This is a genomic window from Neisseria chenwenguii (genome assembly GCF_002216145.1).
Classification (GTDB): Bacteria; Pseudomonadota; Gammaproteobacteria; order Burkholderiales; family Neisseriaceae; genus Neisseria; species Neisseria chenwenguii.
Genome location: NZ_CP022278.1, coordinates 1,963,850 through 1,989,852, shown reverse-complemented (window position 1 = coordinate 1,989,852; position 26,003 = coordinate 1,963,850). Strand labels below are relative to the sequence as shown.

The 26,003-nt window shown below is 52.7% G+C and carries 27 protein-coding genes and 1 pseudogene; 10 read left to right on the top strand and 18 right to left on the bottom strand.

What is annotated here, in order from left to right; all coding sequences use genetic code 11:
- Positions 1-37: 37 nt before the first annotated feature.
- Genes BG910_RS09740 through gmk form a run of 3 tightly spaced genes read right to left on the bottom strand, consistent with a single transcriptional unit; the run spans position 38 to position 3,107 of the window.
- A complete protein-coding gene (locus tag BG910_RS09740; RefSeq protein ID WP_089036660.1) occupies positions 38-2,203 on the bottom strand; it encodes a RelA/SpoT family protein in 2,166 nt (721 codons plus the stop codon).
- Positions 2,204-2,231: 28 nt separating this feature from the next.
- The gene (rpoZ, locus tag BG910_RS09735) at positions 2,232-2,438 is read right to left on the bottom strand and encodes a DNA-directed RNA polymerase subunit omega (RefSeq protein ID WP_089036659.1); all 207 of its coding nucleotides are present in this window, start codon (positions 2,436-2,438) and stop codon (positions 2,232-2,234) included.
- A gap of 51 nt (positions 2,439-2,489) precedes the next feature.
- Positions 2,490-3,107: a guanylate kinase gene (gmk, locus tag BG910_RS09730; RefSeq protein WP_089036658.1), complete on the bottom strand. Its 618-nt coding sequence runs from the start codon at positions 3,105-3,107 to the stop codon at positions 2,490-2,492.
- 220 nt (positions 3,108-3,327) lie between these two features.
- On the opposite strand from gmk, the gene BG910_RS09725 reads away from it, so the two are divergent.
- A complete protein-coding gene (locus BG910_RS09725; RefSeq protein ID WP_089036657.1) occupies positions 3,328-3,888 on the top strand; it encodes an adenine phosphoribosyltransferase in 561 nt (186 codons plus the stop codon).
- Positions 3,889-3,969: 81 nt separating this feature from the next.
- On the opposite strand, the gene BG910_RS09720 is transcribed toward BG910_RS09725, so the two are convergent.
- A complete protein-coding gene (locus BG910_RS09720; RefSeq protein WP_089036656.1) occupies positions 3,970-4,665 on the bottom strand; it encodes a DEAD/DEAH box helicase in 696 nt (231 codons plus the stop codon).
- Positions 4,666-4,834: 169 nt separating this feature from the next.
- On the opposite strand from BG910_RS09720, the gene BG910_RS09715 reads away from it, so the two are divergent.
- Both BG910_RS09715 and BG910_RS09710 read left to right on the top strand, forming a co-directional pair.
- On the top strand, positions 4,835-5,683 hold the full coding sequence (locus BG910_RS09715) for a chloride channel protein (RefSeq protein WP_089036655.1): 849 nt from the start codon (positions 4,835-4,837) through the stop codon (positions 5,681-5,683).
- 59 nt (positions 5,684-5,742) lie between these two features.
- Complete coding sequence (locus tag BG910_RS09710; RefSeq protein WP_157694067.1) at positions 5,743-6,282, top strand: nitroreductase family protein; 540 nt, start codon at positions 5,743-5,745, stop codon at positions 6,280-6,282.
- A gap of 608 nt (positions 6,283-6,890) precedes the next feature.
- Here the strand turns inward: BG910_RS09710 and BG910_RS09705 are convergent.
- Positions 6,891-7,412, bottom strand: a complete 522-nt coding sequence (locus BG910_RS09705; RefSeq protein ID WP_089036653.1) for a ClbS/DfsB family four-helix bundle protein — start codon at positions 7,410-7,412, stop codon at positions 6,891-6,893.
- A gap of 182 nt (positions 7,413-7,594) precedes the next feature.
- Here BG910_RS09705 and BG910_RS09700 point away from each other — a divergent pair.
- Positions 7,595-7,861 (top strand): annotated as a pseudogene (locus BG910_RS09700) (helix-turn-helix domain-containing protein); the annotation flags it as partial.
- A 301-nt stretch (positions 7,862-8,162) separates the two neighbouring features.
- Here the strand turns inward: BG910_RS09700 and BG910_RS12610 are convergent.
- The 5 genes from BG910_RS12610 to BG910_RS12600 form a co-directional block, all read right to left on the bottom strand.
- Positions 8,163-8,411: a hypothetical protein gene (locus BG910_RS12610; RefSeq protein ID WP_198344790.1), complete on the bottom strand. Its 249-nt coding sequence runs from the start codon at positions 8,409-8,411 to the stop codon at positions 8,163-8,165.
- Positions 8,412-8,548: 137 nt separating this feature from the next.
- Entirely contained in the window at positions 8,549-8,950 is a 402-nt protein-coding gene (locus BG910_RS09690; RefSeq protein ID WP_089036652.1) for an SRPBCC family protein, read from the bottom strand.
- 157 nt (positions 8,951-9,107) lie between these two features.
- A complete protein-coding gene (locus tag BG910_RS09685) occupies positions 9,108-9,548 on the bottom strand; it encodes a CPBP family intramembrane glutamic endopeptidase (protein ID WP_123805622.1) in 441 nt (146 codons plus the stop codon).
- 270 nt (positions 9,549-9,818) lie between these two features.
- Positions 9,819-10,295: an SDR family oxidoreductase gene (locus BG910_RS12605; RefSeq protein WP_198344788.1), complete on the bottom strand. Its 477-nt coding sequence runs from the start codon at positions 10,293-10,295 to the stop codon at positions 9,819-9,821.
- 129 nt (positions 10,296-10,424) lie between these two features.
- Positions 10,425-10,628 carry a hypothetical protein gene (locus BG910_RS12600; protein WP_198344787.1) on the bottom strand — a complete coding sequence of 68 codons (204 nt, stop codon included), beginning with the start codon at positions 10,626-10,628 and terminating at the stop codon, positions 10,425-10,427.
- A 651-nt stretch (positions 10,629-11,279) separates the two neighbouring features.
- On the opposite strand from BG910_RS12600, the gene BG910_RS09675 reads away from it, so the two are divergent.
- On the top strand, positions 11,280-12,707 hold the full coding sequence (locus BG910_RS09675; protein WP_408633771.1) for an acyl-CoA dehydrogenase family protein: 1,428 nt from the start codon (positions 11,280-11,282) through the stop codon (positions 12,705-12,707).
- Positions 12,708-12,771: 64 nt separating this feature from the next.
- Here BG910_RS09675 and BG910_RS09670 read toward each other — a convergent pair whose 3' ends face one another.
- The gene (locus BG910_RS09670) at positions 12,772-13,035 is read right to left on the bottom strand and encodes an NF038104 family lipoprotein (RefSeq protein ID WP_232462194.1); all 264 of its coding nucleotides are present in this window, start codon (positions 13,033-13,035) and stop codon (positions 12,772-12,774) included.
- Between the two features lie 14 nt (positions 13,036-13,049).
- Positions 13,050-13,385: a general secretion pathway protein GspG gene (locus tag BG910_RS09665; protein WP_089036650.1), complete on the bottom strand. Its 336-nt coding sequence runs from the start codon at positions 13,383-13,385 to the stop codon at positions 13,050-13,052.
- A 304-nt stretch (positions 13,386-13,689) separates the two neighbouring features.
- Here BG910_RS09665 and aroA point away from each other — a divergent pair, with 304 nt between their 5' ends.
- From aroA to BG910_RS09650, 3 genes are all read left to right on the top strand, one after another.
- Positions 13,690-14,988, top strand: coding sequence for a 3-phosphoshikimate 1-carboxyvinyltransferase (gene aroA, locus BG910_RS09660; RefSeq protein WP_089036649.1), 1,299 nt, complete (start codon positions 13,690-13,692; stop codon positions 14,986-14,988).
- A gap of 115 nt (positions 14,989-15,103) precedes the next feature.
- Positions 15,104-15,667, top strand: coding sequence for a YceI family protein (locus BG910_RS09655; RefSeq protein ID WP_089036648.1), 564 nt, complete (start codon positions 15,104-15,106; stop codon positions 15,665-15,667).
- Positions 15,668-15,817: 150 nt separating this feature from the next.
- Positions 15,818-16,384 (top strand): peptidylprolyl isomerase, encoded by a 567-nt coding sequence (locus tag BG910_RS09650; protein WP_089036647.1) that lies wholly within the window; start codon positions 15,818-15,820, stop codon positions 16,382-16,384.
- Between the two features lie 247 nt (positions 16,385-16,631).
- On the opposite strand, the gene pnp is transcribed toward BG910_RS09650, so the two are convergent.
- From pnp to BG910_RS09620, 6 genes are all read right to left on the bottom strand, one after another.
- Positions 16,632-18,737 (bottom strand): polyribonucleotide nucleotidyltransferase, encoded by a 2,106-nt coding sequence (gene pnp, locus BG910_RS09645; RefSeq protein ID WP_089036646.1) that lies wholly within the window; start codon positions 18,735-18,737, stop codon positions 16,632-16,634.
- Positions 18,738-18,996: 259 nt separating this feature from the next.
- A complete protein-coding gene (locus tag BG910_RS09640; protein WP_089036645.1) occupies positions 18,997-19,857 on the bottom strand; it encodes a phosphoribosylaminoimidazolesuccinocarboxamide synthase in 861 nt (286 codons plus the stop codon).
- 129 nt (positions 19,858-19,986) lie between these two features.
- Entirely contained in the window at positions 19,987-21,291 is a 1,305-nt protein-coding gene (locus BG910_RS09635; protein ID WP_089036644.1) for a calcium-binding protein, read from the bottom strand.
- A 634-nt stretch (positions 21,292-21,925) separates the two neighbouring features.
- The gene (locus tag BG910_RS09630) at positions 21,926-22,438 is read right to left on the bottom strand and encodes a TPM domain-containing protein (protein WP_089036643.1); all 513 of its coding nucleotides are present in this window, start codon (positions 22,436-22,438) and stop codon (positions 21,926-21,928) included.
- The gene (locus BG910_RS09625; protein WP_232462193.1) at positions 22,438-23,379 is read right to left on the bottom strand and encodes a TPM domain-containing protein; all 942 of its coding nucleotides are present in this window, start codon (positions 23,377-23,379) and stop codon (positions 22,438-22,440) included. Before BG910_RS09625 ends, BG910_RS09630 begins: the two co-directional genes overlap by 1 nt.
- Before the next feature lie 309 nt (positions 23,380-23,688).
- Positions 23,689-24,279, bottom strand: coding sequence for a LemA family protein (locus BG910_RS09620; RefSeq protein WP_089036642.1), 591 nt, complete (start codon positions 24,277-24,279; stop codon positions 23,689-23,691).
- Between the two features lie 223 nt (positions 24,280-24,502).
- Between BG910_RS09620 and rfbD the strand changes: the two genes are divergently transcribed.
- Together rfbD and BG910_RS09610 are read left to right on the top strand one after the other, a co-directional pair.
- Entirely contained in the window at positions 24,503-25,366 is an 864-nt protein-coding gene (gene rfbD, locus BG910_RS09615; protein WP_089036641.1) for a dTDP-4-dehydrorhamnose reductase, read from the top strand.
- An 18-nt stretch (positions 25,367-25,384) separates the two neighbouring features.
- Positions 25,385-25,972, top strand: coding sequence for a GNAT family N-acetyltransferase (locus BG910_RS09610; RefSeq protein WP_198344786.1), 588 nt, complete (start codon positions 25,385-25,387; stop codon positions 25,970-25,972).
- The last annotated feature ends 31 nt before the right edge of the window (positions 25,973-26,003 follow it).

Below are 26,003 nucleotides of genomic sequence, written 5' to 3'. Positions count from 1 at the left end.
GCCTTTACTGCGGGATACAAACAGTGCGGTTTTCCACCTAACTTCGCGTGACTTTTCTCACCTGCGGAATGGCGTGCAAATCGTGGATGATGCGGTTGACCTGCGCCAAATCGGCGGCTTTGACCAGAAAGCGGAATTCGACGAAGCCTTCGGTGCCTGCTTGGGCACGCGAGGGGGTTTCGACGGAAGCGATGTCGGCACCGGCGCTGCTGATGGCCTGCGCCATTTGGGCAAGCAGGCCATGGGTGTCTTCGGCCTGAATCTGCAAAACGAAGCGGTAGCTTTGGTTGTTTTGCGTCATCAGGTTGCCCCAATCGGCGTCGAGCTGCTGTTCGGGGTCGGTCTTGAACAGGGTCGGACAGGTATCGCGGTGGATAATCATGCCCTTGCCTTTGACGAGTACGGCGCGTATGGGATCGCCGGCGACGGGGTGGCAGCATTCGGCCATGTGCAGACGGCCGCTTTCCTGCCTGCCGACGTTGATCGGGCTGAGGCGCACTTCGCTGCCGAAGTGTTCACCCGCAAGCTCGGCGATGTGCATGGCGACGGATACGGGCAGGGTGTGCCCCATGCCGACGTTGTAGAGCACTTCTTCAAACGAGGTTTGTTTGTCGTTTAAATCGGCGAGGTATTTTTCTTTGAGGCCGTCTGAAAGCAAAACATCTTGCGGCAGCAGGCTGGAAAGGGCTTTTTGCAGCAGGTTTTCACCCAGCGTGACGGCATCACGGCGGTTCATGTTTTTGATGTAGTTGCGGATGGCGCTGCGGGCGCGGCCGGAAACGGCGAAGCTGAGCCATGCGGGATTGGGTTTGCCGTGTTCGGAGGTAATGATTTCGACCGAGTCGCCGGTTTTGAGCTTGGTGCGAAGCGGCATCATGGTGTTGTTGATGCGGGCGGCGACGGTTTTGTGGCCGATGTCGGTGTGGACGGCGTAGGCGAAGTCGATGGGGGTCGAACCCTTGGGCAGCGTGAGGATTTTGCCTTTGGGCGTAAGGATATAGACTTCGTTGGGGAACAAATCGACTTTGACGTGCTCGAGAAACTCGATGGCGTTGGCGCTGCTGGCCTGCAAGTCGAGGATGCTTTTGAGCCATTGGTTGGTGTGCAGCACGGCCTGATCGACGCTGCCACTGCCGGATTTGTAAATCCAATGTCCGGCCACGCCTCCTTCGGCGACAGCGTCCATTTCGCGCGTACGGATCTGCACTTCGATCGGCAGGCCGTAAGGGCCGACAAGCGTGGTGTGCAGGCTTTGGTAGCCGTTGCTTTTCGGAATGGCGATGTAATCTTTAAACCGCCCGGGCTTGGGCTGGTAGAGGCCGTGCAGCGCGCCGAGGGCGGCGTAGCAGGCGGGAATGCTGTTGACGATGACGCGGAAGCCGTAGATGTCCATCACGTCGGCAAAACGCAGTTTTTTCGCCAGCATTTTCTGATGGATGCTGTAGAGATTTTTCTCGCGGCCTTTGATTTTGGCTTCGATATTGGCACTGACGAGGCGCCGGCCGAACGCGCGCAAAACCTTACCGACCACGTCGCGGCGGTTTTTGCGGCTGTTTTCCATCGCCTTGCGCAGCGTTTCGTAGCGGTTGGGATGAAGGTTTTGAAACGACAAATCCTGCAATTCCTGATACGCGTTGTTCAAGCCGATGCGGTTGGCGATTTGTGCATAGATTTCAAGGGTTTCTTTGGCGATGCGGCGGCGTTTTTCGGGGCGCATCGAGCCGAGTGTGCGCATATTGTGGAGGCGGTCGGCCAGTTTGACCACAATCACGCGCACGTCTTTGGTCATGGCCAGAATCAGCTTGCGGAAGCTTTCCGCCTGATGTTCGGCCTGATCGTCGAATTTGAGTTTTTCCAGCTTGGAGAGGCCGTCCACCATTTCGGCAACAGTTTCGCCGAACTGCGCCGCCATTTCCAGCTTCGACACACCTGTGTCTTCCAATACGTCGTGCATCACGCCGGCGCACAACCCCTGTATGTCCATATGCCATACCGCCAGTTGCGCGGCAACGGCGAGCGGGTGGGTGATGTAGGGTTCGCCGCTTTTGCGCGTCTGCCCGTCGTGGGCATGAAACGCGAAAGCAACGGCTTTTTCAAGCTGTTCCTTTTCTTCGCCGCTGAGATATGAAGCAGTGCGGAACAAAACCGCGCGCGCTTCGGCGGTCAGCAGATCGTAAGGTACGGTGGCGGCGGGGGCGGACATTTTCAGACGGCCTCATCAGCAAGCGGCGTTATTTGCCGCGCTTGAGCAGTTCCGAACCGACTTGGCCTGCAGCGATTTCGCGCAGCGCGGTAACGGTCGGCTTGTCGTTGCGCACATCGTCAACCAGCGGCGCGTTGCCGTTTTCAAGCTGGCGCGCGCGGCGGGCGGCGATCAGGGTCAGGTCGAAATGGTTGGCGATTTTCGGAGTGCAGTCTTCGGTGGTAATACGGGCCATGTTTTGCTTTCTTTATAGAAAAATTTCGGAAAAGGTTATTGTCGCTGTTTTTTAAGAATTTTCCAACAGGCCGTCGAGAAACGCCTGCTGCGCCTGCCGTTTCAGACGGCCTGCTTTGATGATGTGGAGCAAATCGGCTTCGGCTCTGTCCAAATCGTCGTTGACGACGATAAAGTCGAAATGCGCCGCTTCGCCGATTTCGCGGCGGGCTTCGGCCAAACGGGTGGCAATAGCGTCCGCGCTGTCGGTACCCCGCCCTTTCAGACGGCCTGCAAGGATTTCCAGCGAGGGCGGCAGAATGAAAATGCTGCACGCCTCGGGCAAAACGTTCCGCACCTGTTCTGCCCCCTGAACGTCGATTTCCAGAATCACGTCAAAGCCTTCGTTGCTCAGGCTTTCCACGCCCGCAATGCTCGTGCCGTAATAATTGCCGAACACATTGGCGTGTTCTAAAAAAGCCTTTTTACTAATGAGCGATTCAAATTCTTCTTTGGGAACAAAATGATAGTGAACCCCATGCTCTTCACCCTCGCGCGGGGCGCGGGTGGTGTGGGAAATGGAAACGCGCAAATCGGCGTTGTTTTTCAAAAGCCGCGACACCAGCGTGGTTTTACCCGTGCCCGAAGCGGCGGAAATGATGAAAATATTGCCTTTTTTCTTGCTTTGCATGATGCGGCTTGCCTGTCGGAAATTTTAACCAATTATAACACAGCGAATCCGCTTTTTCTAAGTTCGGACGGCCTACTCACGCACGCCCAAAAGCGCAACAGCATGACGGCAAACCCTTTTTCAGACGGCCTCATGTCCCGCCCCGCGCAAGCGAATCTGTAAATTTGGGATAACTTTGTTACAATAAGGGCTTTGATTATCCGAATACGGGGAACACATCATGCTGATTCATCCTGAAGTGATGGACGTCAACGCACTCGCGGCCAAAATCCGCAAAATCGAAAACTGGCCGGAAAAAGGCATTCTTTTCCACGACATCACACCCGTTTTGCAGAGCGCCGAATACTTCCGACTGCTGATTGATTTGATGGTGTACCGCTACATGGGGCAGAAAATCGACACCGTCGCCGGCCTCGACGCACGCGGCTTCATCATCGGCGCCGCGCTGGCCTACCAGCTCAACGTCGGCTTCGTGCCCATCCGCAAAAAAGGCAAACTGCCGTTTGACACACTCTCGCAAAGCTACGCGCTCGAATACGGCGAAGCCGCCGTCGAAATCCACACCGACGCCGTCAAACCCGGCAGCCGCGTCCTGCTCGTTGACGACCTCGTCGCCACCGGCGGCACCATGCTCGCCGGCGTCGAACTGCTGCGCAAACTCGGCGCCGAAGTCGTCGAAGCCGCCGCCATCCTCGAATTTACCGACCTGCCCGGCGGCGCCAAAATCCGCGCAAGCGGCGTACCGCTGTTTAGCTTGTGCCAAAACGAAGGCTGTATGTAGGTTTTGAATATTTGAAACCGAGGCCGCCTGAAAACCATTTACCCGGTTTTCAGACGGCCTCAACCTTGTGCATGAATAATCTTAAACCGACTGTTCAGACAGCCTTTCCTTCCCCAACACCCGTTCCTTAAATTCTTCTCCGCTTATCATGCCCAATCTTTGCGCGGCCACTTTAAAAAACAGTTTCCGCCCCCAAAGTTCCCTATCGCCGATGACAAACACCCACTGCTTGGCGCGGGTCAAAGCAACGTTGAGCAGATTGGGTTTGCCCGCCGCCCAATCCGCCGCGCCTCCGGTTTTCCGATCGCAACCGAGCACCAGCCACACCGCCTTTTCTTCCTTGCCCTGAAACGTATGCACCGTACCGATATTGGCGTTGCACCATTTTTTCAGTTCACCTTTGCGGCTGAAACCGACCCGCCCGACAATTTGCTCTATCACCTTATTTTTAATCTGCTTAAACGGCGTAATGATATACAAATCGGGCAGGCTGTTTTCGCGTTTCACCATCAGATCCAGCATTTCGATCACCAAATCTGCCTGTTCCTGCACAAACTGGCGCGGTTTGGCTTCGCCCGCCACCTGCACCCAACTGCTCGGCCCTAAGTGGAAGGCCGCAGTTTCAGGCTGTCTTTTGGGCAATTCGGGGGAGGGATTGAAAAATATCATTTTGTTTTCGTAAGCGATGGCGTTGGCAATGCCGAACATCGGCTCGACGCAGCGGCGATGGACGCGCAGCGGGCTGCCGATCCACGTTTCCACGCTGCCCTGCAACACGTTTTTTCAGACGGTCCCAGACAACGGGCTGCATTCAAGGCCGTCTGAAACAGCGCTCCCCCAAGCACCCTGCCCTCCCCGCCGCTGTCATTATTTTTTCAGACGGCCTCTCCCCCAATCCCGCCAATCTGCCCTAAAACCCCACCTTTTCCAACCGCCCGTTCCACTCATGAAAACCCCGCGCCTGTTCCTTTCCCTGTCCGCCATCGGCATCATTGTCGGACTGGTCGGCATCTGCCTGTCGCAACTGCTGCATTTCGTCCAATACCACACGTTCGGCTGCGGGCTGGACGGAGGGGAAATTCCGTTCTGCATCGGCGTGGAACAGGCCCCGTTGTGGCGGCGGTTTGCCGTCGTGATGCTGTGCAGCGCGGTGGCCGGGTGCGGCTGGTTTGCGCTCAAACGTTACGGCAGGCCGCTGGTCGGGATTAAGGCTTTGCTCGCCAAACCGCTGGAGGGGCTGCCGTTCAAAGAAACAGTGTGCCATGCGCTGTTGCAGATTGTCACCGTGGGTTTGGGTTCGCCGCTGGGCAGGGAGGTGGCGCCGCGCGAGATGAGCGCCGCGTTTGCTTCGCTGTGGGTGCACCGTTTCGGGTTAGACGCCGACGAGGCCAAACTGCTGCTGGCCTGCGCGTCGGGCGCGGGTTTGGCGGCGGTGTACAACGTGCCGATGGCGGGCGTGCTGTTTACGCTGGAAGTGATGCTGTGCGCCTGGGACAAAAAATCGGTGGCGGCGGCGCTGCCGGCTTCGGTAACAGCCACGGCGGTGGCGCGCTACGGCTTGGGCGATGCGGTGCAATACCATCTGCCGCAGGCGTTTCTCAATACGCCGCTGCTGGTTTGGTCGGCGCTGGCGGGGCCGCCGGTCGGCGCGGTGGCGACGGTGTTTGTGCGCTCCACCAAACACCTGCCGTTTCTACCGCGCGACAACGCCCGCATCGGCAAGGCGGGCAACCAGCTCGGTTTTGCGGGTATGCTCGACGGCAGCGGCGGGCCGGCGCTGTTTGCCGCCAAATAGCTGGCCGTTCTGCTCGCGCTCGCGGCGCCTACGGCGGCCTGATTACGCCCTCGATGATAATGGGCAGTATGACCGCCGTTGCCGCCGCCGCGCTGAGGAACCGCTTCCTGCCCGCGCTCTCCGCCGAAGCCGCCGCCATAGCCATGCTGGCCAAACTGAGCAAGGGCGAGCTGAAGCCCGATTTCAGCTACGACCAGTCGCTGTTTACCGGCATTTACGAAGACCGCTACCGCGATGCCTACCGCTGCATCTACGAAGCCGCCGGCGTCGCGCGCGAAGACAAGGCCGCACGCCGGCGCCTGACCGAAGAAAACCTGACGTTTTACGGCGCACCGCACGCGGCCTTTATTTTCATACCCGATACGGGCGACAACGTCGATGTGGTGATGGACGCGGGAATGTTTATCCAAACCTTTATGCTCACCCTCGCAGACCGCGGCTTCGGCAGCGTACCGCAACTGATCTGCGCGTTTTTCCCCAATACCGTGCGCGAAATCTTGGGCATACCTGCCAACCACAAGCTGCTGCTCGACATTTCATTCGGCCACCCGGATGCAAATGCCAAATCAATACTGTCCGCACCCTGCGCGCGGATTTAGGCGAATTTGTGAAGTTCCACGATTGAATTTGGGAAGGTTTGCTTCATGCAGGCCGTCTGAAAAAACCAAATACCTGTCTGAAAACTATGCTTCAGACAGGTATTTGGTTTACTCAGGCAACCAACCGTTGCTTATGAATTATACCGGTATCCAGCGCCCAAGTAAATTGACATAGGCACTGCCAGTGCTACCACGGCCAATGCCTCTTCCGAAACTGCCTCTGAATTTTCAGCCATACGTCCGGAGGAGGATCCCGCAACCAACCACCGGCAACCTGCTTCAATTCTGAATAATTCAATTCTTTTTGACAATCAGACCGCAGTTATTATAGAAAATGAGCAATTTTCAGTTATCAGGTGAGTATGATAATCACTCAATTTATCCATATTTGAAAAATCAAGAATGCGATTAAGCCAATACTTCTAACATATACACACATCTTACACTTGTGGAATTAAGTTAAAAACATTTAAACAGCCTATGAAATCAATGTTCCTAGGCTGTTTTTTGCTTAAAACGCAGTTAAGTCTATTAGAATGGTAGCCCCTATTCAATCATCTTCTATACCACTTTTTCTACATCGTCATGCTTTCTAAATTTTTAGCGAATTACTTTAAGGCAAATTTTTTCCACTTACGAATTTTGGTTCTGAATGTCCCGAAAGGAGCTACAGTATTAATATGAATAAACTTATAAACTTCCCAGACCGCATTCTTGGTTGCCCCATCAGCCCATTTGCGCATATGAGGTTTGAATAAGACCTCTTCCCCCATTAAATCAATCATATTACATACAGCATACACATTGTCACTGAGTCGAGCTGTGAGTTCTTTAATTGTTAAACCAGCATAGGTGTCCGTAAAATACTGATAGAGCTCCCCAAGTTGATTCCACTTAAAGGTTTCAGTAGGTGTTTTAACCTCTAAACCACTCAATTCATCTGATTCCCATTTTAATATTAGAGTAGTCCATCCAACCTGATATGCTAGATTCTCCGCCGGTGTCCTATCAACTTCATCAATTCTTACATCCTTCAAATCTTCGGGAATTTCATCGAATTCAGCAATATACTTTTTATATGATTTTAATACTTCTTCCTTAAGTTCATCTTTATCTGCATATGTTCTCATTGTTTTCCCTCCCTTGATTCAATCAAATTCATTGTACCATAATTATTACTCTTTTTCTTAGAAAACATGGCTTTTACAAATAATTTAAAAGTTCTAAAATGAAGTTAGCCACTTAAAGTGCATGAAAAAACACCTCTATGTTATACTTGTAGTCGACGAAAACCCAAGAACAGAACATAGAGATGCAAGACTATTATACATCAAAAGGCAAGCACTTGACAATAGCGGACCGCCGTTTAATTGAACGTTGGAAACAAGAAGGCAAATCTAATCGTGAAATTGCTGCTCTCCTAGGCAAGGCTCCACAAACAATAAACAATGACATTAAGCATGGTCTGGTTCTCCAACAAGTGCGTCAGGGGAAGTTTGAGAAGATTTATCGGGCAGATAGGGCTCAGGACATCTATGAGACTAACCGAAAGAACTGCCGTAAACCTGTCAGTCTCACCAATGGAGGTTATCACATGAAACTTTTTCTAACATCCATAACTCGACTCCTTTTGTTTTGGATAGAGGATATAAACAAGCCCTAGATCATTCAGAATAATATCTATACTTTTGAGTAAATTTGTATCAATTTTATTTTTAAATAGTTTTGCATTGTCGATATATTCTTTAATAGCTAACTTTAAATCTAACTTTGTTGATGATTGTACAGTATTTCCACTAACTTCTAAAATATATAATGATAGGCAACCGATTAAATTATTATTTATTCTATTTGCCTTGTCTCGACGAGCTTTTGAACCCTTAACCCTTATAGATCAGAGTTCCCACAGTCACAACCCCAATCGTAATACTGCCAATCAACACCGCCACAGTTTCTAAATCCTTGCTGTCTTCAAGATTAATCAGATGAAATTTTCCCCATTCAACAATACCTGTATTTCCCGAATCTGGATTCCATACTACGTTTGCACCTTCTATACGAGCTTGACCTTTATTAATTAATTCTTGAGCATTGTCTGTTATCTCAAGAACCCCTTTATACTCAGTCATAAATTTACCTCACATTTCTATAGAAAATTTACAGCAACCTTTATTGATAAAGACCAGATTTTTAAACTTTTCCAAAACTCCTGAACCCCCGATTTATCACTAACCACCATCACATATCGCATTTTGCAGTTTTGTTTTTACTGTCTAACTTCCAGCGCTTTTTCTAAATCTCGGAAATACTGCTTTTGTTGCTTTCTTAAATAAAGCCAGACAAATGGTGACAGGAGAGCATTTTTAACAGTGACATTTTCTGTGAAATCCAGAACTGTTTGCCCATCATGATAATCAAACCGTCCTAGCCAAGTGCCTTGGAGATTTTTGTTTTCAAACTCAAGTTCCCAGAGCTTGTACAAATCGACTTTGGTCACCTTAAAACTTGTCTGAATACCATTTTGGGTGTATTCAATAAACTGGTTATCATCTATCTTTTCAAATTGACCAAGGTCACTTCTCCAGGTTTGATTTGATAAGTCTGTTACAAGTTTCCAGACCTTATCAACGGGATAGGAAAAACTTGCTTTCCTACTGGATTTTACCATAAGTTCGCTCCTATTTTAAAAATAACTCTGTCGCTTCAATTGTCCGTTGATAAGACCGATTGTTTTCATGTTCGTTCTCCGATTAGAGTGATTGGGCGTGAATAACGGTTCAGTATAAATTTCCTATTTTATAAGCTTTTGCCTGTAAACTTCCACTCTATAGTGTATCGTTCTGTTGTTTTTTTGTTACCAAAATCAAATAAATCGCAATCATGATGAGAGAAATAATGGTAACTGGGTAACTTGCTTCAAAACCGTATTTCCCACCGTTAAGGTAGGCTTTATCTAAATGAAAACTGGTTTTTAACAAAGTTGTTGGCAGATCAAACCCACTGACAGTAATTCCCAGAACCGGTCCTAAAATGAAATTCCAACCAGCATGAAATCCAGCCACAATCCAAAGATTATCATGATAATAAAACATGAAACTAAATACAATAGCGATTAAAAAGGTATTGAAAATACTCAATATTGAAGCATTGGGGTTGTTGAGGTGTCCAATTGCAAAAATAAGCGAATTACCTAAAATTCCCATCAGAACCCCAAATTTCATAGTAATCTGCTCTTGAATCAGGGCTCTCAGCAAAAATTCTTCCATAAAACTCTGAACAGTAAAGCCAAGCAAGAGCAGCAGAAAGATGAATGGCAAAAACTGATTATTGTAAGCAGTGTTTAAACCGTTCAAAATGCATAAGTTAAAACCACATAATATTCATAAGGCACTTCCATACCGAAAATACCTTAATTACGTTACCGTTTCACAAAAGCGTTCTTACGACGTATAGACCACAAAACCACGTTAAAGTTTCAATAGCACACCTGTAGGTTGGGCATTCATGCCCAACCTACAAACTTTTCAGACAGCCTGTCAAACCGCCTCATCCCACCAAAACTTCGCCGTCGCGCCGCCGTCGATGAGAAAATCGCTGCCGGTCACATACGCGCTGCACGGGGTGAGCGGGTATTCCGCCAAATCGGCGATTTCATCGGGCGTACCGCCGCGGCCGGCGGGGAGTTCGGACAGCATTTTGCGATAGAAATTCTTGCGTTCGCCGTTTAATTCGTCGTTTGCCAGCGGCGTGTGGATAATGCCCGCGCTGATGCAGTTCACCCGCGCGCCGCGCCTGCCCCAGCGCACGGCTTCGGCCTGCGCGCGCAGGGCGTTGCCGCGTTTGGTGAGCTGGTAGGCGCGCAGGCTGTCGGTGGTGGCCTTGATAAACGACAGCTCGGGCAGCGTTTCGGCGGGCGCGGTGGCCAGCGCTTTGATGTGTTCCAACGACAGCGGTTCCAAGCGGTACAACGATTGCGAGCCGTTCACCACCGCCTTCGGCGATGACTTCGCCAAACGCTTCCAGCAGCATGGAAGTGCCGTACAGATCAACCTTGAAAATCGTCTGCGGCGCGGCCTGCGAAGGAGAAACGCCGGCGGCGGCAATCAGGATTTTCACCGCGCCCAAGCCTTGCGCCTGCGCAATCACGCGTGCGACGTCTTCACGGCCGGAGACATCGCAACGGGCGGCGTGCGCGTCAAACCCACTTCACGCAAAACCCGCGCCTGAGCTTCGGAGTTTTCCAATTTCAAATCCGCCAGCAACAGCGCCCGGCCTGCGGACACGCAGCGGGCAATAGCAACGCCGATGGCGCCTGCGCCGATCAGGACGACGACTTCGCGTTTCATTTCTGACTCTTTTGTGTGGATGGTTGCGGGTGGGGAAATTATACGTATGCGAGGAGGGACTGGAAAAAACAGGCCGTCTGAAAGAAGCAGATGCCTGTCTGATGCTTCGACTACGCTCAACACAAGCAACCGTCTTTCAGACAGGCATTTTTAATCATGAAAGCAGCCTCGCAGGTCGGGCATTCATGCCCGATGCCAACCGTAGCAGGCGACATAAAAGCCGGGACGGCATGCCCGACCCGAAACGCTTGATGCCTGGCAATACTGCCCCTCCCCGTGGGGGAGGGCCGGGGAGAAGGCAAACCGCTTGCCACTGTCAGTCGCGTTTCCCAAATCCAACCGCACGCCCCTCCCTAACCCTCTCCCGCGGGAGAAGGGACGGTTGTTTGAACAACCAAATATTTCAGACGGCGTCTCGACCGTTTTGATTTTCAGACGGCCTTATAACTGCTTGAGGCCGTCTGAAAATATTGTGTTTTCACAAGCCGGTTTAGGTTTACACCTCTGAAATTCATCCCCAAATCCTACCTACAAATCACAGCGGAGACTTTCAGACGGCCTTTTTGAGAAAAATTGTCGTTAAAGCAATATTATGGTATAAACCTTAGGCATTTTGCTCTAAACTCTAAAATGAAAAACCGAGAGGCTTTGATGACCCACACCACATCCCCCGTGCAGCCGCAAAATATGGATACGGCTGCTTTTTTGCGCCATATTGAGGAATCGTTTGCCCGCATTTTTTCAGACGGCCTCTGCCTGATGGAATACCTGCCCGAAGACAAATGGCTGGCGCTGAAACAGGCCGGGCTGTTGCTGCCGTTTTTGGACGAACAGCACGGCGGGCGCAAAGCCGATCAGTTTGAAATTCAAGAAGTTTTGCGCATCGCCGGCCATTACGGCGTGCCCGTCACCCTGCGCACAGGCATCGAGGGCGCGCTGGTGTTGCAGCCTTTGCAGGAATTCGGCAATCCGGCGCAAATCGCGCAGGGTTTGGATTTGATTTTCAACGGCGAAGGCGGCGGTTTGGCCGTTACCGAGCCGGAAACTTCGGGTGCGGCGATTGCGCGGGAGATGCAGTCGTTTTACGAATACCGTGATGCAAACACCGTTTATGTAAATGCGGCAAAATATTGGCAGGGCAACTCGCAAAGCGATTTTCTGCTGGTCGCGGCCAAAGAGCGCAAAAACGGCAAATTATCCAAAGTCATCAACCTCTTGCTCGTACCGAAACAATACATCCGCTACGAAGCGCTGAAATCTGAAGGCCTGCGCGCCGTACGCTATGCCGTCAACCGCATCGACGCCGAAATGCCTGCCGCGCAAGTGATGAAACTTTCCGAAAGCGACACCGCCGGCTTGCGCGCGTTCCAAAACATCTTTATCCGCAGCCGCCTGCAACTGGTCGGCATGACGCACGGCATCATGGAATACATCGTTGAAAACGCGGAAAAATTCGTCCGCCGCGACATCAAATTCGTCGAATACGAACGCCGCGAAATCCTGCGCCGTTACGCCGTGTCGAAAATCTTATACGGCTTTACCTGCAAACACGTTTCCCCCGATGCACCCGTCGCCCACCAACTGATGGAAGCCAACATCATCAAAACGCTGGCTACCGAATTTACCTACGACGCCGCGCAGATGCTGCAAAAACTGCTCGGCGCCAAAGGTTTCGAGCGCGGCCATCCCGCCAGCAACATCGCCATCGACTTCCGTCCGTTTACCATTTTCGAGGGGCCGAACGACATGCTGTATGCGGAAATTTACGACCAGTTTACCCGCGCCACCGCCGCCGAAAAAGAAGCGGGCGTGAAACTCGACAAATCCCAAACCCTACTCATGCGTTTGCAGTCCGACAACCGCTTCGGCACCGTCTCCCTGCCCGAACGCGCCCTGCCCGACGACATCGCCGCCTTCCTCTCCCGACACACCCTCGGCGGCGCCTGTCCGCTGGAAAAAGTGTTTATCGGCAAAGTCGTCGCCAAACTGTTTGCGTTTGTACAGGCCGAGGCCGACGACGCCGCGGCGTTTCTGCTCAAAAGCATCCGCAAAGATATTTTGGACTGCGCATACTGCTGAATCCGGCGATTAAGAAAGGCCGTCTGAAATCCGCTTGGATTTTCAGACGGCCTGTTCACATCCTTCAATACGCTGCCGGCGTCTCATCCGAAACCGGTTCATACACCGCGTCCGGCTCGCGTTGCTGTTCTTTCTTGGCTTTTTTCTTTTTCTCTTTTTCGTCGTCGCCATCAGGAATCGCTGCACGCACCACCGCACCCGTTCCCTTGACCACGACTTTGCCCGCCGTTACCACCGTTGTCGCCGCCAAATCGGCGACGGCGCCGACCACGCAGCCGCTCAAGCTGAAACACAAAACGGCGGCGGATAATACGTTCAAACTTTTCATCGTCATTTCCAAACTTAATGCCCGCAGCCGCAAGCGTCGTCGTGATTGTGGCCGCAGCCTGCGGCGGCTTCCTGCCAGGCATCGTCATCGCCGTCGAATTCTTCCACTTCGTCAAATTCGCCGTTTTCCACCATCGCCGCCAACTCTTCCAAACTCTCCGCCCCCTCGACCCAGAAACAGGGAATATCGGGCGGCGTATCGGGCGCGAGCAGCGCGACGGTGCCGTCGTGCCACGCAATCCAATAGCCGTTGGCGGTTTCGACAAAAACCGCTTCGGGGTGAATACTTTCGTTTTCGGTATTGACCAGCATACGCTCGGCAATTTCGGCTTGGAACGGCAAGGTTTTCATGATTGTGTGCTTTCAAATTAAAACAGCCGCTATTGTAATAGGCCGTCTGAAAAATCGGAAACGGAAATTGCGCCGTTTTTTTCAGACGGCCAAAACTTTATCAAACTGCATCGGAGCCGTTTTGCCGTTTTCGCCGTATGCTTATCCGCTTTCGGCAATTTTCCTCTATTAAAACCCTTATATTTAAAACAAGACCGTATGAAAAAGGGTTTTTCTTACGATAAATTGCGCCACTTGGATTTTTCAGACGGCCTCTGAAATGCGTATAATGCGGTTCTCTTTCTTCTTTCCAAAAAGCCGAATCATGACCGAATCCGTCCGCCTTCCCGCCGCTTCCCTCAAGCCTTCCACTGTTGCCCTGCCCGGCTCCAAAAGCATCAGCAACCGCACGCTGCTTTTGGCCGCCTTGTCCGACAATGTCTGCGAAATCCGTTCGCTGCTCAAATCCGACGATACCGACCGTATGCTCGAGGCTTTGGACAAACTCGGCGTGAACATCGAATTTTTGGAAACAGGCCGTCTGAAAGTGCACGGCACGGGCGGCGCGTTTCCCAACCGCGAAGCCGATCTGTTTCTCGGCAATGCGGGTACGGCGTTCCGCCCGTTAACGGCAGCACTGGCCGTACTCGGCGGCGATTACCACCTGCACGGCGTACCGCGTATGCACGAGCGCCCCATCGGCGATTTGGTCGATGCGCTGCGCATTGCCGGTGCCGACATCGAATATTTGGGCAACGAAGGCTATCCGCCGCTGCGCATCAACGCGTTTACCGACAAAGGCGTGCGCACGATTCCGATTAAGGGCAATGTGTCGAGCCAGTTTCTGACCGCGCTTTTGATGGCGCTGCCGCTGACCGGCGAAGCATTTGAAATCCGCGTGGACGGCGAGCTGATTTCCAAGCCCTACATCGACATTACGCTGAAACTGATGGCACAGTTCGGTGTGAACGTCGGCAATGAAAACTACCGCGTGTTCAACATCCCCGCAGGTGCGCGTTATCATGCGCCGGAAGTGCTGCACGTCGAAGGCGATGCCTCCAGCGCGTCTTACTTCTTGGGCGCAGGTCTGATTTCCGGCGCGCCCATCCGCGTGACCGGCATCGGTTTGAACAGCATTCAGGGCGACGTGGCATTTGCGTGCGAATTGGAAAAAATCGGCGCAGATGTAGTTTGGGGCGAGAATTTCGTCGAAGTTTCCCGCCCTGCCGGCCGCGCCGTTTCGGCGTTTGATTTGGATGCCAACCACATTCCCGACGCGGCCATGACGCTCGCCATCGTCGCACTCGCCAGCGGCAAACCCTGTACGCTGCGCAACATCGGCTCGTGGCGCGTAAAAGAAACCGACCGCATCGCCGCGATGGCGGCCGAATTGCGCAAACTCGGCGCAGAAGTCGTGGAAGAACCCGAAGCCATCCACATCACCCCGCCCACCGGCCTCAATGCCGACGCGGTTATCGATACTTACGACGATCACCGCATGGCGATGTGTTTTTCGCTGGTTTCGCTGCTGGGCGTGCCCGTCATCATCAACGACCCGAAATGCACCTACAAAACTTTCCCGACGTATTTTGAAGTGTTTGCCTCGCTGACTGAGGCCGTCTGAAAAATCATCAACGCCGCGCAAAGCCAATGTTTACTGCGGGGAAAAGGAAAATCATGCGTTTTGTGTTAATATAACGAGCATCACTTTCCCAACCCCACATTAAAAAGGAAATCCAATGAAGAAACTCATGCTGACCGCCGTTTTCGCCTTTGCCGCCGCTTCCGCAGCAGCCGCAAGCTACGAAATCGACCCGACCCACACCAACGCGCGTTTCGCCATCGACCACTTCAACACTTCAACCAACGTCGGCGGCTTTTACGGTCTGACCGGTACCGTTGATTTCGACCAAGCCAAACGCAGCGGCAAAATCGACGTCAAAATCCCCGTTACTTCCCTGCAAACCGGTTCCGACCAGTTTACCCACCACCTGAAATCCGCCGATTTGTTCAACGCCGCTAAATTCCCGGAAATGCGCTTTGTTTCCACCAAATTCCATTTTGTCGGCAAAAAACTGACTTCCGTTGACGGCAACCTGACCCTGTTGGGCAAAACTGCGCCGGTCAAACTGAAAGCCGAAAAATTCAACTGCTACAACAGCCCGATAAAAAAAGTGGAAGTCTGCGGCGGCGACTTCACCACCACCATCGACCGCACCAAATGGGGCATGAACTACCTCGTGGACAGCGGTATGACCAAAAAAGTCAAACTCGACATCCAAATCGAAGCTGCGAAAAAGTAAGACCAAAAATGCAACAAAGGCCGTCTGAAAAACCCGTTTGCCGAGCGCAATCAAGGCTTTTCAGACGGCCTTTACATTTTCTTTGACGGCGTTCACACAAAAATCGGCATAATATGCGCGTCTGATTTCCCTCACACCATAGGAATAAAAATGAACGCTTTACTGAAAACCACCTTCCTCGGCCTCATCCTGAGTGCCGCCCTCACCGCCCAAGCGCAAACCCGCGCCGTTATCGACACCAATATGGGCAAAATCGAGCTCGCCCTCGATGAAAAAAGCGCGCCGAAAACCGTCGCCAACTTCGTCAGCTACGCCAACAAAGGTTTTTACGACAACACCGTTTTCCACCGCGTTATCGACAAATTCATGATTCAGGGCGGCGGCTTTACCGCCGATATGGCGCAAAAAGCCACCGGCAAACCCATCGCCAACGAAGCCGCCAACGGTCTGAAAAACACCGTCGGCACCATCGCCATGGCGCGTACCGGCAACCCGCACTCGGCAACCAGCCAGTTTTTCATCAATACCGCCGACAACGATTTCCTCAATTTCAAAAACGAAACGCCGCAGGGCTACGGCTATGCGGTATTCGGCAAAGTCACTTCCGGCATGGATGTCGTAAACAAAATCAGCAAAGTTCAGACGGCCACACACGGTTTCCACCAAAACGTGCCCGTTAAACCGGTTGTGATTCGTAAGGTGACAATTCTGCGCTGATTGGACTGTGCTATTAAACTGTTTTGCTATAGTGAATAAAATAAGAAAGATGCAAGGCGGCAAGCCGAAGACAGTACAGGCAGTACGGAACAGATGAACTTGGCGCTTCAGCGCCTTAGTGAATCGTTCTCTTTGAGCTCAGGCACAGCCAACGCTGTAGATATTTCTTATTGTAATTCACTATATAAACCATAAAAAAAGGCCGTCTGAAATTCAGACGGCCTTTTCTGTTTTACGCTGCTGCGGATTATTCGCCTTCAGGCGTGTCCAGCAGGGCTTTGATCGACAGGCGAACGCGGCCGCGGTCGTCAACTTCCAGAGCTTTAACCTTAACGGTTTGGCCGACTTTCAAATAGTCGTTAACGTCTTTCACGCGCTCATGGGCGATTTGGCTGATGTGTACCAAACCGTCTTTACCAGGCATTACGGAAACGATGGCGCCGACGTTGTTGTCCAAGATTTTCACCACAGTGCCTTCATAGACCTTGCCCACTTCCACTTCGGCGGTAATCTGCTCGATACGCGCTTTGGCGGCATCGCCCGCCTCTTGGGTTGTCGCGGCGATGGTGATGGTGCCGTCTTCGGCGATATTGATTTCCGTGCCGGTTTCGGAAGTGATGGCGCGGATAGTTTCGCCGCCTTTACCGATGACGTCACGGATCTTATCTTGGTTGATTTTCATGGTAAACAGGCGCGGTGCGTGTTGCGACAGCTCTTGCGGGCCGGCAACGGCAGCCTGCATCTGGGTCAGAATGTGCAGACGCGCTTCTTTGGCCTGATCAAGCGCGATGCGCATGATGTCTTTGGTGATACCTTGGATTTTGATGTCCATCTGCAAGGCGGTAACGCCTTCGGTGGTGCCTGCCACTTTGAAGTCCATGTCGCCCAAGTGGTCTTCGTCGCCCAAAATGTCGGTCAGGACGGCGAATTTGTTGTTGTCCAAAATCAGGCCCATTGCAATGCCGGCAACGTGCGCTTTCAGCGGCACACCCGCTGAAAGCAGGCTCAGACAGCCGCCGCAGACGGAAGCCATGGAAGAAGAGCCGTTGGATTCGGTAATTTCGGAAACCACACGCATGGTGTAGCTGAAATCTTCAGGTTTGGGCAAAACGGCCAACAGCGCGCGTTTGGCCAAGCGTCCGTGGCCGATTTCGCGGCGTTTCGGCGCACCCATGCGGCCGCATTCGCCGGTTGAGTACGGCGGGAAATTGTAGTGCAGCATAAAGCGGTCGGTATATTCGCCGCTCAAAGCGTCGATAATCTGCTCGTCGCGCGAAGTGCCCAAAGTGGCCACAGCCAATGCCTGGGTTTCGCCGCGGGTAAACAGCGCCGAACCGTGGGTGCGCGGCAGCACGCCGGTTTGGATGTTGATCGGGCGGACGGTGCGGGTATCGCGGCCGTCGATGCGCGGCTGGCCGTTCAAAATCTGACCGCGCACAACATCGGCTTCCAGATGTTTGAAAATGCCTTTGATTTCATTGGCCGTCAGCGTGTCGGTTTCTTCGGTAATCAACGCCTCTTTCACGGCCGCCCATGCTTCGTCGAGCTTGGCGGTACGCGCCTGTTTCTGACGGATTTTGAACGCTTCGGCGATGGTTTCACCGGCGATTTCGCGTACTTTGGCCACCAATTCTTCGTTGGATTCCGGCGCTTTCCAGTCCCAAACTTCGGGGTTTACTTCGTCGGCAAACTCGTTAATCGCCTGAATCGCCGCCTGCATTTCGTCATGACCAAACACCACCGCACCCAGCATGACATCTTCGGGCAGGATGTCGGCTTCGGATTCGACCATCAAAACCGCTTTGGCCGTACCCGCAACCACCAAGTCCAGTTTGGACTTCGCCAACTGCGCTTTGGTCGGGTTCAATACATACATACCGTTCACATAACCCACGCGCGCCGCGCCGATCGGGCCGGCAAAAGGCACACCGCTCAACACTAGCGCGGCGGACGCGCCCAGCATGGCGGGGATGTCGGAGTCAATCTCGGGATCAACGGAAACCACCATTGCCACAATTTGGATGTCGTGGTAGAAACCTTCGGGGAACAGCGGACGGATCGGACGGTCGATCAGGCGGCTGGTGAGGATCTCTTTCTCGCTCTGTTTGCCCTCGCGTTTGAAGAAACCGCCGGGGATTTTGCCTGCGGCGTAAGTGCGCTCCAGATAATCCACGGTCAGCGGGAAGAAGTCTTGTCCTTCTTTCACGTCTTTATTGGCGGTTACAGCGACCAAAACAACGGTGTCTCCCATAGATACTTTTACCGCCGCAGCGGCTTGACGGGCGATTTCGCCGGTTTCCAGCGTTACGGTCTGACCGCCGTATTGGAAGGTTTTAACGTGTTTGTTAAACATTTGGTTCCTTTCGCAAAACCGCACCGCTAAAACACTAACCATGCAGACTTTTTGCAAAATCCGCATGGCTAGGGTTTCAGACAGATGCGGCAGGTTGGTTGTTGGACAGTTTTTCAGACGGCCTCTTACCTCTTCTTGGCCGACATGTGATTATAGCGGGAAAATGCGGCAAAATCTATCCGCGCAGCAGGCTTCTTTATTAGCCGAAAGCCGTCTGAAAACCCTATTTTTCAGACGGCCTTTGATTGTTTGTTACAGCTTATTTCGTCAACAATTCCAATGCCTCGCAGTATTTTTTAACTGTTTTTTCAATCACATCCTGCGGCACTTTCGGTGCGGGCGGCTGTTTGTCCCAACCGCTTTGCTCCAACCAGTCGCGCACAAACTGTTTGTCGAACGACGGCGGATTGCTACCGATGCGGTATTGGTCTGCCGGCCAGAAACGGCTGGAATCGGGGGTCAAAACTTCGTCCATCAGCGTCAGTGTGCCGTTTTCATCGAGGCCGAACTCGAATTTGGTGTCGCAGATAATGATGCCGCGCGATTTGGCGTATTCGGCCGCTTCGGTGTAAAGCTGAATGGATTTGGCGCGCACTTCCGCCGCCAGCGCTTTGCCGATGATTTGTTCGCAGGCTTCAAAGCTGATGTTTTCGTCGTGGCCGCCGACTTCGGCTTTGGTTGACGGGGTAAAAATCACGTCGGGAAGCTGCTGCGCTTCTTTCATGTCCTCGGGCAGCTTGATGCCGCAAACGGCGCCTGTTTTCTGATAATCCTTCCAACCGCTGCCCGCAAGATAGCCGCGCACAATGGCCTCAACTTTTACCGGCGTGAGCTTTTTCGCCACGACGGCGCGTTTTTCCAAAGCGTGCGCTTCAGCTTTGGGCAACACGTCGTAAACCGTATTGCCGATAAAATGGTTGGGCATGATGTGTGCCAGTTTTTGAAACCAGAAATTGGAAATCTGCGTCAGAATTTCGCCTTTGCCCGGAATCGGGTCGTCCAAAATCACGTCAAACGCCGACAGGCGGTCGGAAGCGACCATCAGCATCCGTTTATCGTCAATTTCATACAGATCGCGCACTTTGCCCGAATAGATTTTTTTGAGGCTGATTGCTGACATGACAGATTTCTCTTTTGTAGGATTGGAAAGGCGTTATTTTAGCCGAATTCGTTAGGCCGCAAAAAGGCCGTCTGAAAAATTTTTCAAACGGCCTCTACGGTTTAAAAGCAATGCTTTAAATCCAAATCCTTAGCAAACGGCAACTTGTGCCTGATCTTGGATTTGATCCAGAGCCAGCGATGCGCCTATGCCTTTGACTTCGTAAGACGAGCCGTCGGCGAATTTGAAGCTTTCGATTTGGTTGTTGCTGCCGGCAAACCAGTCGCCGACCAAGATGCTGTCGCTGCTGTTGCAGAATGTGATGCTCAAATCGTCGCCCTCTTTGGTCAGAATCACATCGGATGCGCAGATGCCTTCGCCAAATACCAACGTATCGCAACCGCCGTTGTCTTCAATGATGTCGTAACCGTAGCCCTGTCCGAAGAAATAGGTATCGTCACCTGCGCCGCCGATTAATACGTCGTTGCCGATGCCGCCGTCGAGGTAGTCGTTACCGTCTTTACCGACCAGGCAGTCGTCGCCGGCCAAGCCGTAGAGCTTGTTATCGCCGCCGTTACCGTTGATGGTGTTGTTCAGGCTGTTACCGGTACCGTCCAAGTTGGAATAGCCCATCAAAATCAGGTCTTCGACGTTGTCGGTCAGGGTGTAGCTGATTTCGCTGAGGACGGTATCATGACCGGCATTCAGGTTGCCGAATTCGCGTACTTCGTCGCCTTTGTCGTCAACGTAATAAATGTCGTTTCCGTCGCCGCCCAGCATAATATCTGCGCCGGTACCGCCGTTGAGGTAGTCGTTGCCGTTACCGCCTTGCAGGTAGTCTTTACCGCCCTGCCCGTAGATGGTGTCGCCGTTATCATCGCCTTTGAGCGTATCGTTGCCCTCACCGCCGTAAATCACGTCAGCACCTGCACCGCCGTTGATGATGTCTTCGTTGGGCGTACCGTAGATGGTGTCTTTTTTGGCTGTACCGTCGGTACGGGATTTGCCGTCTTCACCGGGAACGGCATGGATGATGTTGCCGGGATTTTTATCTATGCCGCCGAAGCTGTTGTTCTGGTTGCCGTCGTCGATGCAGTCGTCACAACCGCCTTTATCGTCCGGTTTGAGCTCAGGTTTAGGTTCGGGTTTTGGATCGGGTTTAGGTTCCGGTTTTGGATTAGGTTGGGGTTCCGGCTTCGGTTCCGGTTTGGGGCACCATGGTTCGGGATTTGGTTTGGGTTTGGGACACCATGCGTCGTCTTTCGGCCATGGCTGGAATTTTGGTGGACAAGGAATGTATTTGGGGAAGCAGTCGCCCCAGCCGCCTTTTCCGTGCCCCCAGCCGTGTTTGCCGCCACCCCAGCCATGGCTGCCGTGGCCGTAACCGCCGCCGAAAGGCGGCTTGCAATAAGCAGCATAGCCGCCTGAAACAAAGCCTTTACTATAATATGTCATAATAATCACTCCCAGTATTGTTGTAGATAAAGGCCGGAATCGTCTGAGTCATCAAAGACTGTTGCCTACTGTTGCAGGCAACAAACCGACAGACGCTGAAACCAAACCGGCGCAACTATTCTATTGCCATTATTCTTTATGGTTACCCAATACGGCTAAACGGTATAAAATCAAGACAAGCGGAAGAAGGCTAACCTATATGACTATTTACTACCACCCTATCATGATATTTATAATTTTTCATGATATTTTTTAAATAAAACAATATATATCAACAAATTATAGAATATGGTCATTTTCTTTTACTCCCTTGCATAACAAATTTTGGTAATACGAACTGTGCAAATGAAAAAAAATTATCAAAATTTTAAATTAACCAAGAATTAACGATACATCCTGACAATTAACAAAATTTTAAAATTTTAATGCCAAAGACATATTAATATATCTAAAATGCGTAAGGATAAATATTCAAACAATGAAATATCATTATTTATACTGATTATCCGATTTCATTTCAAATTACCTATTTTTCCCTTTTTTACAACAAATTCCGTAAAAAAAGCCGTCTGAAAATTGAAAAGAAGAGGTTCTTTGTCAATTTTCAGACGGCCTTTTTTACGGACAACCTCCGTTAGGCCAATACGACCTCGTTTGCCAAATCGTCAGGATAATCTCTGCCGCCAACGCGCGGAAAGAGTGCACTCAACAGCGCATCCGCTTCTTCCAAACCCTGCTGCAAGCCCTCGGGGTAGCGACCGTTGCTGAACGCATCGCTGACGGTGCGGCAGATGTTCTGCCATTCTTCCTGCGGCACTTTACGACTGATGCCGCGGTCGGCGACGATCTCCACCGCGCGGTCGGCAAACGACACATAGACCAACACGCCGCAGTTGTGTTCCGTATCCCACACTCCCAGTTCGCCGAACCATTGCAACGCGCGCTGATGCGGTGTGATGCCCGCCAAAACGGCGGCGCTGTCAAAGCGCGCTTCCACTACAAAGCGAATCTGTCCTGCATGTTTGCGCTCTGATTCCGCGATTTTACGGCTGATGTTTTGCAGCGCGGCCGTCGGAAAAAACTGCTCCACCCGCCAGCGCGGGTATTGCCAATGTTTCCATAAGCGTTTGAATTTATTCTGTTCCATTACCAACTCCCTGATGCACCGCCGCCGCCGAAGCTGCCGCCTCCGCCACTGAATCCGCCGCCACTACTGTTCCAGCCGCCCGGACTTCCGCCGCCGAAACCGCCGTTGCCGCCGCCCGAGACAAACGCACCTAGACTAAAGAAGAATAAGGCCAGCATCGCGCCGATAAATCCGACAACCAGCGCGATGCCAAACGACCAACCGAACAGCAGCGCCGCCAGAAAGGTAAGTCCGCCCGTTATCCCACTCCCCGCAAAAAGCCCGAACAGCCTGACCAACAGACTGCCCGCAATCAGCGGTACAAACAGCAGCACAAGAAAACTGTCTCCGCCCGTATCCGTATTTTCGGTTTGTCGCGTTTCAGGCAGTTTCTCGCCCGCAATCAATTTTTCAATCTGAACCACTGCCGCCGCGATGCCCTCGTCGGTCTTGCCCTCGCGCAGCTTGGGCGCGAGTACGTCCTGCAAAATCCGTTTCGCGTACACATCGGGAATCGCGCCCTCCAAACCGCGTCCGACCGCCAGATGGGTTTTACGCTCGTCGCGCACCAAAAGCAGCAGCACGCCGTCGTTCACATCCTTGCGCCCGAGCTGCCACGCCTCCATCACTCTGGCCGAATACTCAAACGGCGTCTCCGACCCGATCGACGGCACGGTCAGCACGACAATCTGGCTGCCTTTGTCGCGGCTGTATTGCAGCAGGTGCGCGTTTAAAGTCTCGCGCTCCGTGCTGCTCATCATCTGCGCCGTATCCATCACCGGCGCCGTCAGCGACGGCACGGCGGTTTCGACGGCAAACAGCAGGCTGCTCATCAGCATCAGCAGCGCAAACGCGGTTTTACGCAAAATATCGGGCATGGTTTTTCCTTTGTTTTGGGTGCGGGGACGGTTTTTCAGACGGTATTTGAGATCGTTGATGCGTAGGGTGGGCAACCCCACCATTTTGATGCCGCCTGAAACTTCAACCTGCCGTCTGAAAATTTTGAATAAATGGTGGGTTTACACCCACCCTACGCATCTTCAGCATCGTCAGTGGCAGTAGATGCGGTTAGCGCGTTTTTTTGCGCGTAACCGCACGCAAGCACAATGGAACCGGTGTTCGTACGATTACGCCGCTTGTGACGGCTAATCGTACCTACGGCCTGTTTTTCAGACGGCCCCAAATGTTGAAGCATTGAAGTGTAGGGTGGGTGTGAACCCACCCTACACTTCATTTTCAGACAGCCTCTGACCTTTCAGGCCGTCTGAAAATCAAAACTCGACCTTAGGCGCGCCGGAAACAGCTTTTTCGTTTTCCACGCTGAAGTTCGCCCGCGGTTCCATACCGAAGATTTTGGCGGTAATGTTTTGCGGAAACTGGCGCAGCGTGGTGTTATAAGTCTGCACCGACTTAATATAGTTGTTGCGCGCCATTGTGATGCGGTTTTCCGTACCCTCGAGCTGCGCCTGCAAATCGCGGAAGTTTTGGTCGGCTTTGAGCTGCGGATAGTTTTCCGACACCACCAAAAGGCGCGACAGCGCGCCGCTCAATTCGCCCTGCGCCTGCTGGAACTGCTTGATTTTCTCAGGATTCGCCGCGTCTTCCGCAGTCAATTGCACGCTGCCGACTTTACTGCGCGCCGCGGTCACTTCGGTCAGCACCTTTTCTTCGTGTTTCGCATAACCTTTCACCGTATTGACCAAATTCGGAATCAAATCGGCACGCCGCTGATACTGGTTCAACACTTCCGACCAAGCCGCATTCGCCGCCTCGTCCTGCGCCTGCATGGTGTTGTAGCCGCAGCCGCTCAAGGCAAACATCGAAGTCATCACGGCCAATACGGCCAACCATTTTTTAAACATCGCTTACTCCGTTTATCAGATAAGTTTGGGAAATATTTTTTCAGACGGCCTACTTTGACTTAGTAGGCCGTCTGAAAAATCAGTTCCGAGTATAGTGTAAAAATTCCCGCCGGTAAGCAGAATCTGCCAAACAAAGCATTTTTCCGATAATCGGCGGGTGCGATTTGCTCTATAATGGTTTTTGATAAAACCATTTCACTTTTGCAAGACTAAGGAGAACCCCATGCGCATCTTACTGACCGGCTCGAAAGGCCAACTGGCACGCTGCTTCCGCGACCGCCTGCCCGATTCGTGGGAACTCATCGCCACCGATTCCGCCTCGCTCGACATTACCGACCAAGATGCCGTGCAAACGATGGTGCAAAACTTCCAGCCCGACGCCATCGTCAACACCGCCGCCTACACCGCCGTTGACAAAGCCGAGAGCGACGACAAAGCCGCTTTTGCCGTCAACGCCGCCGCCGTGCGCAATCTTGCCGCCGCCGCGGCTGCCGCCCAAGCGCGGTTTATCCATGTTTCCACCGATTATGTGTTTGACGGAAAAGGTAAAACGCCCTACCGCGAAAGCGACCCCGTCAACCCGCAAAGCGTGTACGGCAAATCCAAAGCCGCCGGCGAACTTTTGGCACTGGCCGAATACACCGAAACCGTCGTCATCCGCACCTCATGGCTGTTTAGCGAATACGGCAATAATTTCGTCAAAACCATGATGCGTCTGGCGGGCGAACGAGACACGCTTTCCGTCGTCGCCGACCAAACGGGCACACCCACCTACGCCGGCGACCTCGCCGACGCCGTCATCGCCGTCTTGCGCAGCCCCGAGCCCCTGCGCGGCATTTTCCACTACGCCGGCGGCGAATCCGCGACGTGGTGCGAATTTGCCCAAACCGTTTTTCAGACGGCCGCCAAACAGATCGACGGCTTCAAATCGCCCGAAGTCAAAGGCATCACCACCGCCGAATACCCCGCCCCCGCGCCGCGCCCGCAATACAGCATTTTAGACTGCCGCAAAATCGAATCCGTCGCCGGCGCGTGCCCGTCGGACTGGCGCAAAGCGCTGGCCGACATTATTACCAAACTGGATTAAGAAAGGCCGTCTGAAAACATGATACAGAAACCGATTGCCCCCGTTACCCTTCGTCTGAACGGCATCCGCCTCGAGCCGCTGACGGGCGCGCATGAAACGGGCTTGGGCGAAGCGGCGTCCGACGGTCAGCTTTGGGATACCTGCTACACCGCCATCCCCCGCCCCGAAGAAGCCGCCGACTATATCCGCCTCGCGCTGGAAACGCCCGACCGCACGGCATTTGCCGTTATCGACGAAGCAAGCGGCAAAGTCATCGGCAGCACCAGTTACTATAATGTTCTGCTGCCCGAGCGCCGCTTTGAAATCGGCTACACTTGGTACGGCCAAAGCCATTGGCGCACCGCCGTCAACACCACCTGCAAATATCTGCTGCTGTGCCATGCGTTTGATACGCTCGGTTTCCAAACCGCAGGCTGGTGCACCGATATTCTCAACAAGCGCTCGCAGCGCGCCATCGAGCGGCTGGGCGCGAAAAAAGACGGCGTTATCCGCGGCGACAGACTGCGCGGCGACGGCAGCGTCCGCGATTCGGTGGTGTACAGCATGATCCGCAGCGAATGGCCGCAGGCCAAAGCCGCACTGGAAAGCAAACTCGGCTTAGCTTAAACCGTCCGCCCCTTGTTTTTTCCGCCCGATA